The sequence below is a fragment of the Pseudoalteromonas sp. AWH4_217 genome, assembly GCF_056161105.1.
The window spans coordinates 107,278-122,102 of the sequence record NZ_JBSWYM010000005.1; the positions used below are offsets into that span (position 1 = coordinate 107,278).

15 protein-coding genes are annotated in these 14,825 nt (G+C 50.7%); 4 read left to right on the forward strand and 11 right to left on the reverse strand.

Translation table 11 applies throughout. The annotated features are described in order from the left end of the window. Positions 1-72: 72 nt before the first annotated feature. The 4 genes from ACXAH1_RS07335 (at position 73) to yegD (ending at position 3,482) form a co-directional block, all read left to right on the forward strand. Positions 73-369 (forward strand): hypothetical protein, encoded by a 297-nt coding sequence (locus tag ACXAH1_RS07335; RefSeq protein ID WP_054014179.1) that lies wholly within the window; start codon positions 73-75, stop codon positions 367-369. Between the two features lie 29 nt (positions 370-398). Then, on the forward strand, positions 399-1,061 hold the full coding sequence (locus ACXAH1_RS07340) for an HAD family hydrolase (protein WP_475195330.1): 663 nt from the start codon (positions 399-401) through the stop codon (positions 1,059-1,061). A gap of 122 nt (positions 1,062-1,183) precedes the next feature. After that, a complete protein-coding gene (locus ACXAH1_RS07345) occupies positions 1,184-2,026 on the forward strand; it encodes a DNA ligase (RefSeq protein ID WP_475195331.1) in 843 nt (280 codons plus the stop codon). Between the two features lie 85 nt (positions 2,027-2,111). Beyond that, complete coding sequence (gene yegD, locus ACXAH1_RS07350) at positions 2,112-3,482, forward strand: molecular chaperone (protein ID WP_475195334.1); 1,371 nt, start codon at positions 2,112-2,114, stop codon at positions 3,480-3,482. Positions 3,483-3,600: 118 nt separating this feature from the next. Here yegD and ACXAH1_RS07355 read toward each other — a convergent pair whose 3' ends face one another. The 11 genes from ACXAH1_RS07355 to ACXAH1_RS07405 form a co-directional block, all read right to left on the reverse strand. Then, positions 3,601-4,062, reverse strand: a complete 462-nt coding sequence (locus ACXAH1_RS07355; RefSeq protein ID WP_475195337.1) for a methylglyoxal synthase — start codon at positions 4,060-4,062, stop codon at positions 3,601-3,603. Positions 4,063-4,069: 7 nt separating this feature from the next. After that, positions 4,070-4,705: a LysE family translocator gene (locus ACXAH1_RS07360; RefSeq protein WP_475195338.1), complete on the reverse strand. Its 636-nt coding sequence runs from the start codon at positions 4,703-4,705 to the stop codon at positions 4,070-4,072. Between the two features lie 179 nt (positions 4,706-4,884). Next, a complete protein-coding gene (locus tag ACXAH1_RS07365; protein WP_475195340.1) occupies positions 4,885-6,702 on the reverse strand; it encodes a S8 family serine peptidase in 1,818 nt (605 codons plus the stop codon). Positions 6,703-6,982: 280 nt separating this feature from the next. Beyond that, the gene (locus tag ACXAH1_RS07370; RefSeq protein ID WP_475195341.1) at positions 6,983-8,161 is read right to left on the reverse strand and encodes a multidrug effflux MFS transporter; all 1,179 of its coding nucleotides are present in this window, start codon (positions 8,159-8,161) and stop codon (positions 6,983-6,985) included. Positions 8,162-8,356: 195 nt separating this feature from the next. Continuing rightward, positions 8,357-8,536, reverse strand: coding sequence for a hypothetical protein (locus ACXAH1_RS07375; protein WP_054014171.1), 180 nt, complete (start codon positions 8,534-8,536; stop codon positions 8,357-8,359). A 150-nt stretch (positions 8,537-8,686) separates the two neighbouring features. After that, positions 8,687-8,884 (reverse strand): hypothetical protein, encoded by a 198-nt coding sequence (locus tag ACXAH1_RS07380; protein WP_475195344.1) that lies wholly within the window; start codon positions 8,882-8,884, stop codon positions 8,687-8,689. A gap of 102 nt (positions 8,885-8,986) precedes the next feature. Beyond that, a complete protein-coding gene (locus ACXAH1_RS07385; RefSeq protein WP_475195347.1) occupies positions 8,987-10,072 on the reverse strand; it encodes a hypothetical protein in 1,086 nt (361 codons plus the stop codon). Positions 10,073-10,074: 2 nt separating this feature from the next. Further along, positions 10,075-10,728, reverse strand: a complete 654-nt coding sequence (locus ACXAH1_RS07390; RefSeq protein WP_475195349.1) for a 4'-phosphopantetheinyl transferase family protein — start codon at positions 10,726-10,728, stop codon at positions 10,075-10,077. After that, positions 10,725-11,039 (reverse strand): RedY, encoded by a 315-nt coding sequence (locus tag ACXAH1_RS07395; protein ID WP_475195350.1) that lies wholly within the window; start codon positions 11,037-11,039, stop codon positions 10,725-10,727. The genes ACXAH1_RS07390 and ACXAH1_RS07395 overlap by 4 nt, the downstream gene beginning before the upstream one ends. After that, positions 11,036-13,327: a prodigiosin MBC biosynthesis protein PigJ gene (gene pigJ, locus ACXAH1_RS07400; protein WP_475195353.1), complete on the reverse strand. Its 2,292-nt coding sequence runs from the start codon at positions 13,325-13,327 to the stop codon at positions 11,036-11,038. The genes ACXAH1_RS07395 and pigJ overlap by 4 nt, the downstream gene beginning before the upstream one ends. Further along, entirely contained in the window at positions 13,324-14,823 is a 1,500-nt protein-coding gene (locus tag ACXAH1_RS07405) for an AMP-binding protein (protein WP_475195355.1), read from the reverse strand. The genes pigJ and ACXAH1_RS07405 overlap by 4 nt, the downstream gene beginning before the upstream one ends. Positions 14,824-14,825 lie beyond the last annotated feature (2 nt).

Sequence of the window (14,825 nt, forward strand, 5' to 3'; positions counted from 1 at the left end):
TACTGTCATGCAACTCGGCCCCAGTACTGGTAAAGTACAGCTGGTCTAGACAGAATTTTAGAGGAAGAGAAGATGTCCGCATTTTGGAATTACCGCGTTATCTATTGTGAAGCTAGCAAAGATGCGCCAGAGCAGTATCAGGTACATGCGGTTGAGTACAATGAAAATGGTAAGGCGGTCAACTGGTCGGAAACGGGTGAATCACCTTATGGCCAGAGCATTGATGACCTGAAAGCCGATTTTACTCGATTGCAAACGGCATTCGACAAACCGGTACTGAAAGTAATCCGCAAGCCTCGCGGTTACGAGCTGGTAGAAAAAGATACGGGTGATGTTGCACACGCAGAGCCACCTGCCAAGGCTGAGTAATACCCATAACCGATAATGAAGGAGCGTTGATGAGTTTAAAGGCAATCTTGTTTGATTTTGATGGGACGCTGGCGGATTCGGAAGCGCTCCATTATCACAGCTGGCAGCGCGTACTGGCCCCATTTGATGTCACTTACAGCGAGCTGGCTTTTTGTGATGAGTTTTCTGGTGTGCCTACCCTGAAAACGGCAGAGATACTGCGCGCGCGGCACCAGTTGCCCCGTGATGCACAGGCATTGTGTGAAGAAAAAAACCGTCTGTTTGTCGACACCTCGGCTACCATCAGGCCCAGACTCATGCCCTATGCGCGAGAGATCCTGAGCTATACGGCACAACATTGCAAACTGGCGCTGGTGACTGGCAGCACCCGAGCTGAGGCCATTCCGGTACTGGAACACTATGACCTGTTGCACTTCTTTGAGTGTATCGTTACCAAAGACGATGTAAAACATCCAAAACCGCACCCTGAACCTTATATTCAAGCTTTGGTGTCATTACAAATTTCACCCGAGCAAGCCATCGCGATTGAGGATACAACAACCGGGCTCACCTCGGGTTGTACTGCGGGTCTTCAGGTGTTGGTGATCCCTAATCAGCATTCAGCTAAACAGGATTTTTCGCGCGCAGCCTGGCAGGAAAGCTCGTTGCAGTCGGCTCAGTCCTTAATTGAGCGCCTTATCGGGCAAGATTAGGTGGCAGTTTTGCTGATGACCTTTGCCACGTCACTTTAAGGCCATCGGCTGGCATTTCTGTTAACCCACGCTATGCTCTGATAGTGAAAGGAATAGGATTCTAACTCTACAAGGAGCGTAGCATGCACACCAAACTGTTTGGGTGGTTGCTGCTGGCCTGTCTGTGCCAATTGCAGCCCGCCTATTGTAATCCCACACCTGCTGTACAACTCGCCAAAGTATACCAGGCACAACGTCCGGTTATTCACTATCTGGTGAGCGAGAAGTTTGATGGTGTCAGAGCCATCTGGAATGGCAGGCAACTGTTAACCCGCAGTGGCCAGCAGATCCATGCTCCACATTGGTTTACCTCTGCGTTACCAGATATGGCACTCGACGGGGAGCTGTGGGCTGGATATGAGAACTTTGAGTTTGTCAGTGCGGTGGTACGCCGCCATCAGGCTTCGGATCAAGACTGGCGGCAGGTTCAATACCTGATCTTTGATGCACCGGATATAGCTTCCCCCTTTACGCAACGCTTTCAGGCATATAGTCAGCTGATCAATCGGCTGGCACAGCCGCATATTCGTGCGATAACACAGCATCACTTTTCAACTAAGGCCGAGCTCGATGACTTTTTTGCACAGGTTTTAGCGCGTGGTGGGGAAGGGGTGATGTTGCACGAGCGTCAGGCACTTCATCAACAGGGCAGGACATCGGCAATTCTGAAGTATAAACCCTATTTTGATGCCGAAGCCGAGGTGATTGCCCATTTACCAGGCAAAGGGAAGTATCAGGGGATGATGGGGGCGATTAGGGTGAAAACCTCCGAAGGAAAGGTATTTAAGATTGGCAGCGGGTTTACTGATGCACAGCGACGAAATCCGCCCCCGGTTGGCAGTGTTGTGACATACAGATTCCACGGGATCACCAAGTTCGGTAAACCGCGATTTGCTCGCTTTTTGCGAACAAGGCAGCCACTGTAAGGTGTGAACCCCACTGGGTTGAGACTTTTACTTACCACCTTGCTGTGATACAGTGCGCGACCTTTTTATGGTCGTGAGGTGAAAAATGATAGCAGGATTTGATTACGGTAGTTCCAATTGCGCAATCGGTGTGATGCGTGAAGGTGACGTGACACTGGTTCCGCTGGAGCAGGGTAAGCACTATCTGCCATCGACACTTTACGCTTTACACAATAGCCTGGTGAGTGAATTTGTGGCCCACAAACTGGCAGGATCTGCGCTCGCTACTGACTACCAAAGTGCACGTAAACCTCTGCTCAGTAGTGCAGCAATGGCGAGACGCGAACTGGACTTACAACCGACAGAGCAGGGTCTGTTTGTCGGTCAGCAGGCAATAGATGAGTATATTGCGTTCCCGGAAGAAGGATACTTTGTGAAATCCCCTAAGTCCTTCTTTGGTGCAGTTGGTCTGAAACCAGCGCAGCTTGCGTTTTTTGAAGATATTGCCACGGCCATGATTATGGAAATAAAAAGCCGTGCAGAGCATCATCTGGGATATTCCCTGAATCATACTGTCATTGGGCGTCCTGTGAACTTCCAGGCGATTGGTGGAGAGCAAAGCAACCGTCAGGCAATCGATATCCTGACTGTTGCCGCAAAGAGAGCAGGCTTTAAAGACGTTGAGTTTCTCTATGAGCCGTTGGCGGCTGGCATTGATTACGAGTCGCGCCTGACTGAAGATCAGAAAGTACTGGTGGTTGATATTGGGGGCGGTACCAGTGATTGCTCCTTTGTGCAAATGGGCCCGGGCTTTCGTGATAAAGCCGACCGTAGTGCCGACTTTTTAGCTCACAGTGGTAAGCGGATCGGAGGCAATGATCTTGATATTGCGCTCGCTTTTCATACCCTTATGCCGGTGTGCGGCTTGGGTGGTCAGTTCACATCAGGGTTACCTTTGCCAAATCCGCTGTTCTGGCAGGCGTGCAAAATTAACGACATTCAAATGCAAAGTGACTTCTACAGCGAGCAGATGCAACGTGAGTTGACTGGCATGTTAAGAGATGTATGCGAGCCTGAAAAATTGCAGCGTTTGTTAAAAATACAAGAAAACAAAATGACCCACCAGTTTGTACGTCAGGGGGAGTTGGCTAAAATCGCCCTGTCGGAGCAAGAAGAACATGCTGTGCCACTGGACTTTCTGGACAAGACGTTGAATGTCAAGGTGAGTGCGCAGACTATGGCTGAATCGGTAGCCAGCTGTCTGGAGCAAGCTGCGGCACTGGCAGAGCAGGCGATCGTTGAAGCTAAAACACAGCCTGATGTGATTTATCTGACCGGAGGCAGCGCCCAATCTCCGCTGTTAAAGTTGGCATTACAGCAGCGCCTGGGTGATATACCTATGGTCAATGGTGACAACTTTGGGAGTGTTACAGCCGGCCTGACTAAATGGGCGAACAGGCTTTACCAAACAGGCTAATGTCACTCCCTACCAACGGGGCAAAAGCTGCGCGATAACCACAGCAAAGTTGCGCGGCTTAACTGCTTTACAGAAGTTAGGTATAATCTGGCTGGCGTCGATTTAGCTCAGTCAAGCATTAGCGCTCCAGACGCTCTGCCAGATACTGCTCATAGTCAGGTAACTGACGCTCTATCGGGGTGGTCATCATCATGGAGGAGAGTAACATATCTGCGGTGGTCTCATTACAGGCGACCGGAATATTCCATACAGCTGCGAGCCTGAGCAGCGCTTTTACATCTGGATCATGTGGCTGTGAGGCCATAGGATCCCAGAAAAAAATAAGCATATGAATTTCATTCTCGGCAATCTTTGCACCAAGCTGTTGATCTCCCCCCATTGGGCCGCTCAGGAGTTTATGGACGGGCAGGCCTGATGTCTTTTCAATAAGGTTACCGGTCGTTCCCGTGGCATACAGCTGATGCATAGCGAGCTTATCAAGGTGTGACTGGCACCAGTTTACCATAGCTTGTTTTTTACCATCATGTGCAACCAGTGCGATGCGTTTTTTAGCCGGAATAACCTGCGACTTGGTGTCCATACTTACCTCATAATAATAAGTTAATTGCCAGTGCGACGAAGATAAATGCAGAGATCCTGTCTATCCAAATTGGCGCACTGGGGTGAGCGCGAAAATAACCGGCGATTTTATCGCCGCTGTAAACATACACACAATCAAGGGGAAAGGCTAGGATCGGGTAAAGTAAACCGAACATGGCCAGCTGTACTGTGGTTGATGTTGTGAGACTCTGATCAACAAACTGGGGAATAAAAGCAATAAAGAATAGCGCTACTTTAGGGTTAAGTACCTCGGTCATCATTGCCTGAAACATGACATTTTGGCGTTTCTTATTGCTTACATGGGGTTTTTCTTCATCGCACTCATTCGACTTTGAGAGCGTGTCTTTAAAAGTACGTATACCCAGATAGGCAAGGTATGCCGCACCTAAATACTGCACTGTGGTGTAGGCGGTTTCTGAGGCTTTGAGAATGGCCGACAAGCCAATCACAGCAAACAGAGTGTGGACCACACCACCGAGGGCAAAACCAAAGGCACTTTGCATGCCTGCTGCTCGGCCATTGGTAAAGGTCTGAGCCATTAAAAAAGCATTTGAAGGACCTGGTGCAATGGCAATGATAAAGCTGGCAAATAAAAAAGAGGCGAGTAATTCTGGGTTCAGCATGATGTGCTCTGATAGACAAGATTGCGTTTAGTTTACCCAGCTTGAAATAAAAAGCCTATAAAAAATGCGGGCATAAGCCCGCATATAAAATTGGTTGGGATACTCAACTGACTTAATGCGTGTTCATCCTTTTACAGGAAGGTCGCGCTACGGCAGTTAATCCGTTAAGTCGCTCAGTATCAGAACACAACAGTCTGACTCGCAGAACAAGTCGATGTGCTGCCTTGCTCACAAACCTGATAAGTGTAGCTGCCGCCACCTTTACCACTGATGCTATCTGTGTAGCTATTATCGTTGCTGGTTGTGACAATCTTGCTACCGTTACGGAAAATATCTACCTGAGATGTTGAGGCGCCTTGCCAGTTCAGGTCAACATATTTGCTGCCTTTTGACTTGTACCCATTAGCCGTTAGTTGCAGGTCGCCACCATTACCGCCACCAGCACAGCCATTGGCCGTCAGGTAAGCATTTGCGTCTGCCGCTTTAACAATACCGTAGCCAAAGTACACATCTTTACCAGTCGCCCCGCTATCTTGTGCCGTTGCTTTAAGTGCGGCACGGATTTCCTGACCGGTACACTCAGGGTGGTTTGACCAAACCAGGGCTGCAATACCAGACACGGCCGGCGTTGCCATTGATGTGCCGCTCATCAGACCATAGTCAGATGTACCAATTACAATATTTGCAGTAGAAGCTGCCAGCAGGGCTGAGCGATCTTCCATTGCAGCACCAATCGCCGGGATGCTGGTGGTATTGGTATCACCCAGTGTGCCGTATAGCATACCCGCTTCATTATTGATAATGATTGCGCCAACACCGCCCGAATTTTCGCAGTTGGCGACTTTGTCATGGAAAGAGATGTTGCCCCGGTCAATCAGACAGACTTTACCACTGGCGTTGGCATCAGTGGCTTCCGCCGTGCCCATAAAGTAAACTGATGAAGAGACGCTGCCGCTGTTTTCCATCGCAGATGAAGCGAATGCTGCGCCATCAACGCTCAGACTGGACGATGTTGCCAGGCCTGCCGGGTAAGTAGACAAGGTATCAACGCCACCGGCTGTTACTTCAACACAAATGGTTTCATCTTCACTGGCATTTTTGCCTTTGCCACTTTGACAGCTTGGAAACTGAGAAAAATCAGCAATGTTATTGTCGGCATCATTCGCACCGACCATCATGACTGACGGGTAACCGGCTGGGTAGGAGCGTACATTGTTACCGTCATTACCTGCGGCTGCAACCACCAGACCGCCAGCATTATTGAAGCTTTCAAAGGCATTTTCTTCGGTGCTGTTTGCGCCGCCACCGCCCAGGCTCATGCTGATGATGTTGGCACCTGCCTGACTACACAGATTTGCTGCGTGGGCCAGATCCGATGAATAACCCCAGCCTTCTGCATTGAATACTTTAATAATGTGCATGTCCACACCAGGTGCCATGCCAATTACACCTATGTTATTGTCCGCAGCACCCACTGTGCCTGCTACGTGTGTACCATGCGGACCGCCATGCTCGAACCAGTTACCAGTACCCGAATCGTTGTCTCCCGTGATGTTGCCCCAGATGAAGTCCGGGTTGGACATGTCCAGACCTGAGTCGATGACACAGACTTTCATACCGGCGTTGGCATCAAAGGTAACCTGGTTGGCTTGCGACTGATAATATGCGTAAGGAGCAACTTGTTGCTGCATTGGGTCGCCAGCATCGTCGTTATACAAACCCATCAGTTGACGCTTCTGGTCGACTTCAATCAGTTTGATGTGCGGATTATTAAGGAGCCCCTTAACTTCACTGAGCTCTTTGCCGCTAAATGTGGCAGCCAGGAAGCCCTCGCCGTCAATGTGTAGCTCTGCGCCCATTTTCTTGGCTAGTGCTTTAACGACCCCTTTTTTACTGTTGTCTACCTGGATGATGAATCTGTCGTCGTTTGCTTGTGCGGTGGTGGCGGCACACAGGCCGGCAAGTAGGAGTGAAGTCGTAAACTTGTTGAATGTCATTATTATTATCTCACAATTTATAATTATTTTAACTTGGTTACATTGCTAACCGCTGGTTAACGCTTGTTAAGATAGACGTAATATTGCGCTAACGTAAAGAAGAATTTTTCTATTTAAATGGAACGTTTGGGAATTAATTATTCGCTAGTTAGAATAAAAAAGTATTAGGAGAAGTCTGGATATATAGAAAATTTATTCTTTAAAACAAATGAAAATCGGTATCATTATCTGTGCAGTGCCTTTTTTTAGGATAATGATACCAATTGATGTGTTTTGATTATCAGGCTGGACTATGCAGGTTGTCTTTGCAGCGGCTAAATAGCAGACACAGGAAAGGCAGCCCAAGCAGCAGGTGTACAGCTAATTGTTGCGGGGCAGGTAATGCCAGTGGCTGGCTGAGCATAGCCAGTAGCCCGGCGCCACTCATTTGCATCACCCCTATCAGCGCTGATGCCGTGCCTGCCTGATTGGCGAATGGAGCCAGGGCATTGCCTGCGGCTGCGCCAAGTGTAAAAGCAAAGCCCACGGATGCCAGATACATAGGTAACAGATAGGCAAGCGGATGGTTTTGCGGCGCCATCATCAGTAACACACCGCCGAGGGTAAACAAGCTCAGGCCAAACCGCAGTGCCTGTTGTGAGTTACGCTTGATGAAATGTGGTGCGATAAAGCTGGCCGCAATGCTGATGGCAGCATTGATAGTAAACCACATGGTAAATTCTTCGACGGGCCGATTCAGCTCGGTCATAAGCCAACCCGGTGCACCCACCACAAACACCAACATGGCGGCCATACCTACCATAGTAATACACGCGTTGAACATAAACTGGGGACTGCTCAGCATGGGCCGGAAGCGACGTAAATCCAGCAGGTGGCCTGAGTATACAGTGCTGTCTGGTTTGGTTTCCCGATACAGCGCCAGCACCAGGATGAGGCCGATGGCAGCAAACCCGCTCAGAAAAGTAAAATTACTACGCCAGCCGAACTCTAAGGTCAGCCAGGCGCCCAAAATCGGCGCAAGGGCCGGAATAAAGCAGACTATACCGTTGAGATAGGTGATCATCTGGCCACTGCCTTTATGACCAAAGCTATCCCGGACAATGGCAAAGGCGCTGACGAAGGTGGCACAGGCACCCAAACCTTGCAAAACACGGGCAATCATGATCCAGTGCCACTCATCCAGCAAAGTGGCCAGTAGCGCGCCACTGCCAAAAAGTAAGATCCCGGACAGGGCGACCGGGCGTCGGCCATACTTATCGGCCAGTGGCCCTGCGAGTAACTGGCCCAGACCAACAGCCAGCATATAAACCCCGACGGTTTGCTGGATTTGTGCTTCGCTGACGGCTAAGTCTTGTTGCATATTGACGAATGCGGGTAAATACAGATCGATCCCCAGTGGACAAAACACCACCAGTAGAGCGAGTATAAAAATCAATAGTTTGCTGGTTTTTTGCTGCATGCTGTCTCCTTATGGCGGGTATTGTAGGGAAGCATGGAGAAAAAGACAGGACAAAGCGCCGGAAAGCGAAATTTTTTATTGCCTGGGCAACAGAAATGAAAAATAAGAACAGAAAGTTTTAGGGTGAGCTGTGTTTAACGTAATTTGAATCAGGCGACGTGGTTTGAGTGCGGCAGCAGTGCTGCCGCGATTTAATTAGCACCAGCAGGTGTGGTCACTTTTGCCGCTCAGACGATCACAAATGTGGCCGGTTGGCAGGCAAGCTCGTGGTGGTGAGCTCTCGCCGGCACCACCAACCTGAGGTGTGGCCTGGTTGTCCAGCAGCATAGTGTTGTCTAGTTGTTTTAGTTGTTTTTTCTTAAGTGCTAGTTTCATTTTCATGTCCTGTTGAATTGTTTTTGTTATACATATTGGTCAGTTACAAACTACTTTATAAAAATCTTGTTTGTCAACTGCTTTTTATACCGTGCACAAAACCTGCTTATGTTGACGTCTTTGTGCCGCGCATGACGTGACAAGATGCGATTAGGCCGTACAAATGCTCTCAGCAGAATTTTTGATTTCATCTGCCGCGGCGAGGGCTGTGGTGCGCATGGTTTGTCCTGCGTTGTCACCACCTCCGTTGTGGGTATCTATGCCACCTGCAACATTTGCGGTCATCAGCACCGGTAAACGAGTCGCGTCTTTAGACAGCATTTTGATTTGTTTTTTGATGAGCTTCATTTTATTTTCCTTATTGTATAAATTATCTCAATGTGTACCTTTTTGTTTTATCTTATAATTTACAACTAATCAATAGTTTATTTTTTGCTCTTACCTGGGCTTTTACTCTCGTGGAGTGGGTTTGGGCTCGGCGAAACTTTGGGTATCACTGAGCAGAATACTTTGCCAATGCCTCCGCGGTGCCGGGCTGCCTGCTATTTCCGGCTCTCCGAATCGCGCGAAAAACACCGGCAGTTCTGCCTGACTGAGACACTCTGCCAGTGCCTGCCTGGCATTGTCATGTTGAACCAGTACGCTAATTGGGTGCATGGCCCACCCCCATTGTTGTAGTCTTAACCACAATGCGCCTAAGCCAATCCCGGCACGAAACATCGCTTCATCCCCTTCTTTTCTGACATTCAACGACAGATAGTGAGGTCCGCAAGCGACTAATTCAGCCAGGCCTTTTGCCATTTTATCAGGCAGGCGGAGTAAGTTAGTCAGGCTATTGAGGCTGGGATGGAAAGCCATTTTAAAAAAGTGCTTAAATCCAGCTGAAACCGGACCAAACAGGTTGTGCAGGTAAAAGCCATCTTCATATTGGCGACGCTCGTCGAAGCGGATATAGCTATAGGTTTCGCGCCAGGCTGCTTTGTTGGCAAAGTCTTGTCCTGCAAAGGTTTGAGTCAGTGTGGCCAGAGCCTGCCCATGGGTTTGCTGATAAAAAATCCCAAGGGAGACTGGGTAAGGTTTGAGTAAGGCCTGTAGCTCATCGCGCTGTTGCTCGCTCAGGGCGGTCCTGAGATAGGGCGAGCGTACGGTATGGCGTTGCTCGAGCTGTTCAGACAGGCTGGCAAACGCATCGCTCTGATAGTCTTGCTCAGGTCCCGGCATAAAACGTATCAGCGCCCGGTCGTTGCCTGCTAACTTTTGTTGTTCTTGCTCATCACACCAACGCCAGTGTAGCTCGTAGCCTCGGCTGCGGATCAGCGCTTCCAGTATGTAAAAAAAGATCCCGCAGCTGAGCAACATTTCTCGCTCCAATGAGGGCAGACCTGTGAGTTTGCGGCGGTTATCTATGGCCAGATAACCACAGTGTATGACGGGGTCAAAATGAATCGCCCAGGGCTGACAGTTGTGCGATGAAGGCGCAAGCCTCGCCAGCTTCACCGCTTCAGTCAATGTCTGTTCAAATGCTGTATGTGTCATTGTCATTTTCCGATGTGAAGAGAGAGTGTTGGGGTGATCTCCCTGTCGCCTGCAATACAGACTGCGCAGCAAAAATACAACGTGTGCCAGAGCCAGTAGCTGGCCGGGGCTAGGGAGGCGCTGTGGGTATACACGCGGCCATATTCTGTTGTTCCACTGGTGCTGTGTTTTTGGATTGCGATGTCAGGTAAATCAAACGGCAGGCCGCGGCCGAAGGATTTTAGATAGGCTTCGCGCACTGACCACCGAGCTGTTTGCGCGACCAAGCTGATTGGCTTGGTTTTATCACAAAAGATATGTTGCTGAGCGCCAGCAGAGAAACCTCGATAAACCTGAAGGTCGATACCAACAGGATGTGCTGCACACGCAACAGCAGCCCAGGGACCGCTATGGCTGATGGACAAAGGCACCTTAGGTTGACCCTTGCCTTGCTCACCATATGGCTGACCGCTTGCAGCGTGAGCAAGCCGGATTGATGAGCTGTGACTGGCATCTTGTAAGGCCAAAGTTGCCAGGGTTCTGCCGAGCTGTTTGACGATAAGTCCCTGAGTCAGGCGTGGTGCCGAGCGTATCGCATTATCGACGCTGTGACCGATATACACAGCGGGTGAGACATGAGTCTCTCCCACTGATGTACAGGTGTGCTGGGAGATCACTGTTGATAGCCTTGTGCAATCCGTTCACCCTTAAACTCTTCAACCACTTCGGCCATTTCCTCAAAGCGGCTAACCAGGCTTTGAAATAAAGGCGTTGTCATGTCCTGTTCAAAGGCTTGTTCAGACTCCAGATAGATAGTTTCAACAAAGTGAAATGCTGCATCAGCCTGACTGGAAGCTTCAAAAACAGCGAACGCTTTAACTGAATCCAGTTTTTCGCATGCTTTATAGTCCGTCGTTTCTACCCAGTCGCGAAAGGCTCCCAGGTGTTTGATGTCTTTTAGGCGAATTTTGTGAACAATGAGTTTCATACTGATTCCTGTGAATGAGAGTGTAATAAAGTCAGGTGATAATTGATGCCACCGGTGCCAAAGGCGTTAATTGCACCTATCCGTTGTTGGTTTGACAGTGCCGGCCAGGGCAAGGCTGTTTGCGGGACTTGCGCCGGAATACTGTCAAATGGCAATGCATCATTGAGTTCACCCAGGATTGGGGTAGGCGGCATAAAGCTTTGCTCCAGTGCTGCCAGCATTTTTGCCAAACTGATGGCACCGGCTCCCGCAAAACAGTGACCAAAGTTGTATTTGCCTGACCCCAGATAGAGCGGCTGGTCGTGCTCGCGGCTGTATGCCGCACTGAGTGACTCCAGTTCAGCCTGATCACCCAGCGTAGTGCCAGTACCATGGGTTTCGAGATACTGCACCTGCTCGGGATTAACCGACGCCAGCTGAAGAGTCTTGTACATTGCCAGTGCCTGGCCCTGAGGGTCTGGCGCTGTCATAGAACGGCTGTCGCAGGACCCGGAAATGGCGTCTATTTGGGCGATGGCGTGTGGTGCGTCGGATTTAGTCTGCAGTACGAACAGGCCACCACCATCACCCGGGGTAAAGCCGTCGGCACCTTTGGCAAAGGGCCGAATGCGGGTTGCTGAGAGCATCATTTGTGCACCACATAGCACCAGATCCCGCTCCAGTGTGGCGGTTTCAATACCGCCCACAACCACGCCATCGTAGCGTCCGGACTGCAGCCCCCTGACTGCGTTATGCAGCGCGGCCATTGAACTGGCACAGGCAGCCTCGACGGCGATGCAGTCGGCGTGAGGGAGTCCCAGTTGTTGTGCCAATAACTTTGCGCCACCCAGACCTGTCGCACCGTACCAGCTCCAGCGGTTAATTTCAGGTGCATCGGGTTGTGGCAGATAGCAGGGTGCGTCAGGCAGTTGTGCCCACAGTGCTTGTGCGCCTGACTGTCTGTCTGCGCTGAGTGCCAGGTTACAGGCCAGGATCACGGCAGGTCGTTTAAATTCACCCAGCGTCAGAGATTCAGCGCCTTTGAGCAGCTGCAATTGTGAGACATCCAGACGAGTTTTTTTGGCGGGCATCATAGGCTTACTCAGGGCGACATCAAGCGCATTATGACTGTCAAAACTCATGGCTTTGTCTATATAGGTGCTGAGCTTTTGCGGTGTTTCTCGCACGAAGGCCTGTGCATTGAGCTGCTGTGCAGACTGCGGACGTAATACATCCTGTCCGTCAGCCAGAGTTTGCCAGAAACGGTCTTTGTCATTACCCAGCGCGGTAATGGGCCGATAATCCGTGATCGCGACCTGATCGTCGCTGGCCGGGACATAACTGTGTTGGCCTGCAGCAGAGATTTGCCAGTTCTGCCCAAGGGCCGCTGCACCGTTGCACTCAGCCTGACCATTCAGATGCATCTCGAGTATCTGATAAAACACCTGACTTGCACCAGCAAAATAGCCTGCCTGTGGCTGCTGTGATTCGGAGGTAACAAAGGTGCTGAGCTCCATAAGTATTGGCCAGTTTTGTTGCTGGGCCAACGCTAGCGGGCAGATAACCAGGCTTATTGCGCCTTCGAGCCAGGGCTGCTGTATTGAGATCCCCTGTTGATGCAGAATCTCGCTCTGCGGCTGGTGATGAAAGCACTGAATGCTGGTTAGTACAGCAAGCTTACTGTCCTGATAGCGAAAGTTATCCTGTGCAGCCTGAAGCAGTCTCAGTCCACCTAAATCACCGCCATCGAGTGTCTGACACTTTCCCCGGGTGTGTGCAAAATGTGCTATCCGGGCCGGGATCGTTGACGCCATTTCACCGACCCGATCGTGGGATGTGGCCCCAAAAGTGCTCGCCAGTGTTTGTTTGTACTCATCTATGCATGCCTGTGCATTATCCTGCTCACCCAGCTGCTCGGCCAGAGTGCGCAGCGCGGCTACTTTAGTGGCATTGCGGTAGGCGGAGTCACTTGCCATATGGGTTGCACACAGTTGGTCGCAATGATCGCGCAGTGATGCATCGAGGGTGAGCTGGCTCAGTGCTTCTTCGGCAGCGAGCATCGCCATGCGGGTCTCACGACTGACGGCCTTACGAAATAGTGGCGGAATAGAAAACTTTTTGTAATCAAAGTCATCTGTGTTTACCTGTCCGCCTTTGAGCGGCTCAGATGCGACTGACCAGCCAAAGGGGTGAGTAAACTGACCCGGGTTCAGCGTGCCCCGTTGCTTTAAGGCCGCAAAGTTAATCCCCTCAGGCAGCGCGCAGCCGATCCCGACGATGGCTAAGGGAGTCGTTGTATCTTTGCTCATACCACCAACTCCGCCAGTCGTTTACGATCCACTTTGCCGTTGGCGTTATGCGGCAGTTGCGCTGCTACCACTACCTTGTGTGGCAACATGTAGGCGGGCAGGTGTTGTTGCAAGAACTGTTTCAGCGCCAGTAAAGAAGGTTTTGCAGCATCGTCTTTGAGGGTGATCACGGCAATCAGCTTATGCTGTTGTTCGCCCAGAGCAAGGTGCAACGCGGCCTGCTCGATGGCCTCATGCTGATGCAGCAATGACTCTATCTCTCCCAATTCAACCCGGTAACCGTTGAGCTTAACCATATCGTCGATACGACCGCGATAAACCAGTCCGTCCTCGGTCAGCTCAACCAGATCGCCAGTTGCATGGCAGTGCTGTTGATGTAGCTCGGTAGCACGTGGCAAGTCCACATTGGCATAACCAGGCGTGACGCAGCGACCGCCAATCAGCAATTCACCACTTTTTCCCAGGCACTGTGAGAGAGGCCAACGTGCACCAGACTCATCTTCCAGCCAGCCGTCCAGTTCAGGCAACAATTTACCTATTGGCAGGTGGCGAAGGTGGCTCAGTTGTGTTTTATCAACCTGCCAGGCGACGCAGACATTGGTTTCGGTCGGACCATACCAGTTGTGTAACTGGGTATCAGCACTCAGGCAGCTGATCAAGCGTTGTAATGCTGCGACAGGGTAAGGCTCCCCGGCAAAAATCACTTGTTTTAATGTCGCTGTATGGCTGCTATTGAGCTCACCACTGCGAACCATCATTGAGAGGATCGATGGCACACTGTACCAGATACTGATCTGATGCTTTCTTATTCCCCTGATCAGCGCCAGTGGATCTTTTTGTTCCTGTTCGGTGATAAGCCACACACAGGCGCCCGTGCGCACGGCTGCAAAAAGATCAAAGGTGCTTAAATCAAACGCAAAGCTGGCGTGATTGGCAAATGTATCTTCGCTGTCAGCCGCGGTGGTTTGCACGGCCCAGTCAATGAAAAAATCCAGCATATCATGGCTTATCTGCACGCCTTTGGGTGTGCCGGTTGAACCTGAGGTGTAAAGTATGGCGGCAATGGTGACATCCCTGTGCTGGCGTAACCGCGACATATAGGCCGTAAGGTCTTGCTCATAGTCGCTGTGATGCGCCAGGCTGTCGAGTGTATTCAGCCAGTCCTGATCCAGCACCAGTGCCGGTTTTGCCGCGGTGATGATCCGCTCAACCCGGGCATCAGGCTGACTGTAATCTATGGGAATGTAATGATTGCCACTGAGCCAGCAGGCATAGATGGCTGCTACCGTATCTGGCTGTTTTGGCAGGTTAAGCAGCACCGGTGCCTGACTTAAACCCAAAGCGCATAGCGCATTGGCTATCTGGCAGGCGCGGGCCGCGAGCTGAGCATAATCCCACTGTTGCTCGGCACAAATCAGCGCCGTTTTATGCGGTGTCTGCTGAGCATGGCTCAGCAGATTCAGCGCAAAACGGGCCGATGACGGAATTTTCGTCATAC

What these genes read in the sequence shown, in the direction of transcription:
- ACXAH1_RS07375 (WP_054014171.1), bottom strand. Translation starts at nt 8,536, where the DNA reads ATGAAACTAGCACTTAAGAAAAAACAACTAAAACAACTAGACAACACT.
- ACXAH1_RS07405 (WP_475195355.1), bottom strand. Translation starts at nt 14,823, where the DNA reads ATGACGAAAATTCCGTCATCGGCCCGTTTTGCGCTGAATCTGCTGAGC.
- ACXAH1_RS07385 (WP_475195347.1), bottom strand. Translation starts at nt 10,072, where the DNA reads ATGACACATACAGCATTTGAACAGACATTGACTGAAGCGGTGAAGCTG.
- ACXAH1_RS07345 (WP_475195331.1), top strand. Translation starts at nt 1,184, where the DNA reads ATGCACACCAAACTGTTTGGGTGGTTGCTGCTGGCCTGTCTGTGCCAA.
- ACXAH1_RS07380 (WP_475195344.1), bottom strand. Translation starts at nt 8,884, where the DNA reads ATGAAGCTCATCAAAAAACAAATCAAAATGCTGTCTAAAGACGCGACT.
- ACXAH1_RS07355 (WP_475195337.1), bottom strand. Translation starts at nt 4,062, where the DNA reads ATGGACACCAAGTCGCAGGTTATTCCGGCTAAAAAACGCATCGCACTG.
- yegD (WP_475195334.1), top strand. Translation starts at nt 2,112, where the DNA reads ATGATAGCAGGATTTGATTACGGTAGTTCCAATTGCGCAATCGGTGTG.
- ACXAH1_RS07365 (WP_475195340.1), bottom strand. Translation starts at nt 6,702, where the DNA reads ATGACATTCAACAAGTTTACGACTTCACTCCTACTTGCCGGCCTGTGT.
- ACXAH1_RS07340 (WP_475195330.1), top strand. Translation starts at nt 399, where the DNA reads ATGAGTTTAAAGGCAATCTTGTTTGATTTTGATGGGACGCTGGCGGAT.
- pigJ (WP_475195353.1), bottom strand. Translation starts at nt 13,327, where the DNA reads ATGAGCAAAGATACAACGACTCCCTTAGCCATCGTCGGGATCGGCTGC.
- ACXAH1_RS07395 (WP_475195350.1), bottom strand. Translation starts at nt 11,039, where the DNA reads ATGAAACTCATTGTTCACAAAATTCGCCTAAAAGACATCAAACACCTG.
- ACXAH1_RS07360 (WP_475195338.1), bottom strand. Translation starts at nt 4,705, where the DNA reads ATGCTGAACCCAGAATTACTCGCCTCTTTTTTATTTGCCAGCTTTATC.
- ACXAH1_RS07335 (WP_054014179.1), top strand. Translation starts at nt 73, where the DNA reads ATGTCCGCATTTTGGAATTACCGCGTTATCTATTGTGAAGCTAGCAAA.
- ACXAH1_RS07370 (WP_475195341.1), bottom strand. Translation starts at nt 8,161, where the DNA reads ATGCAGCAAAAAACCAGCAAACTATTGATTTTTATACTCGCTCTACTG.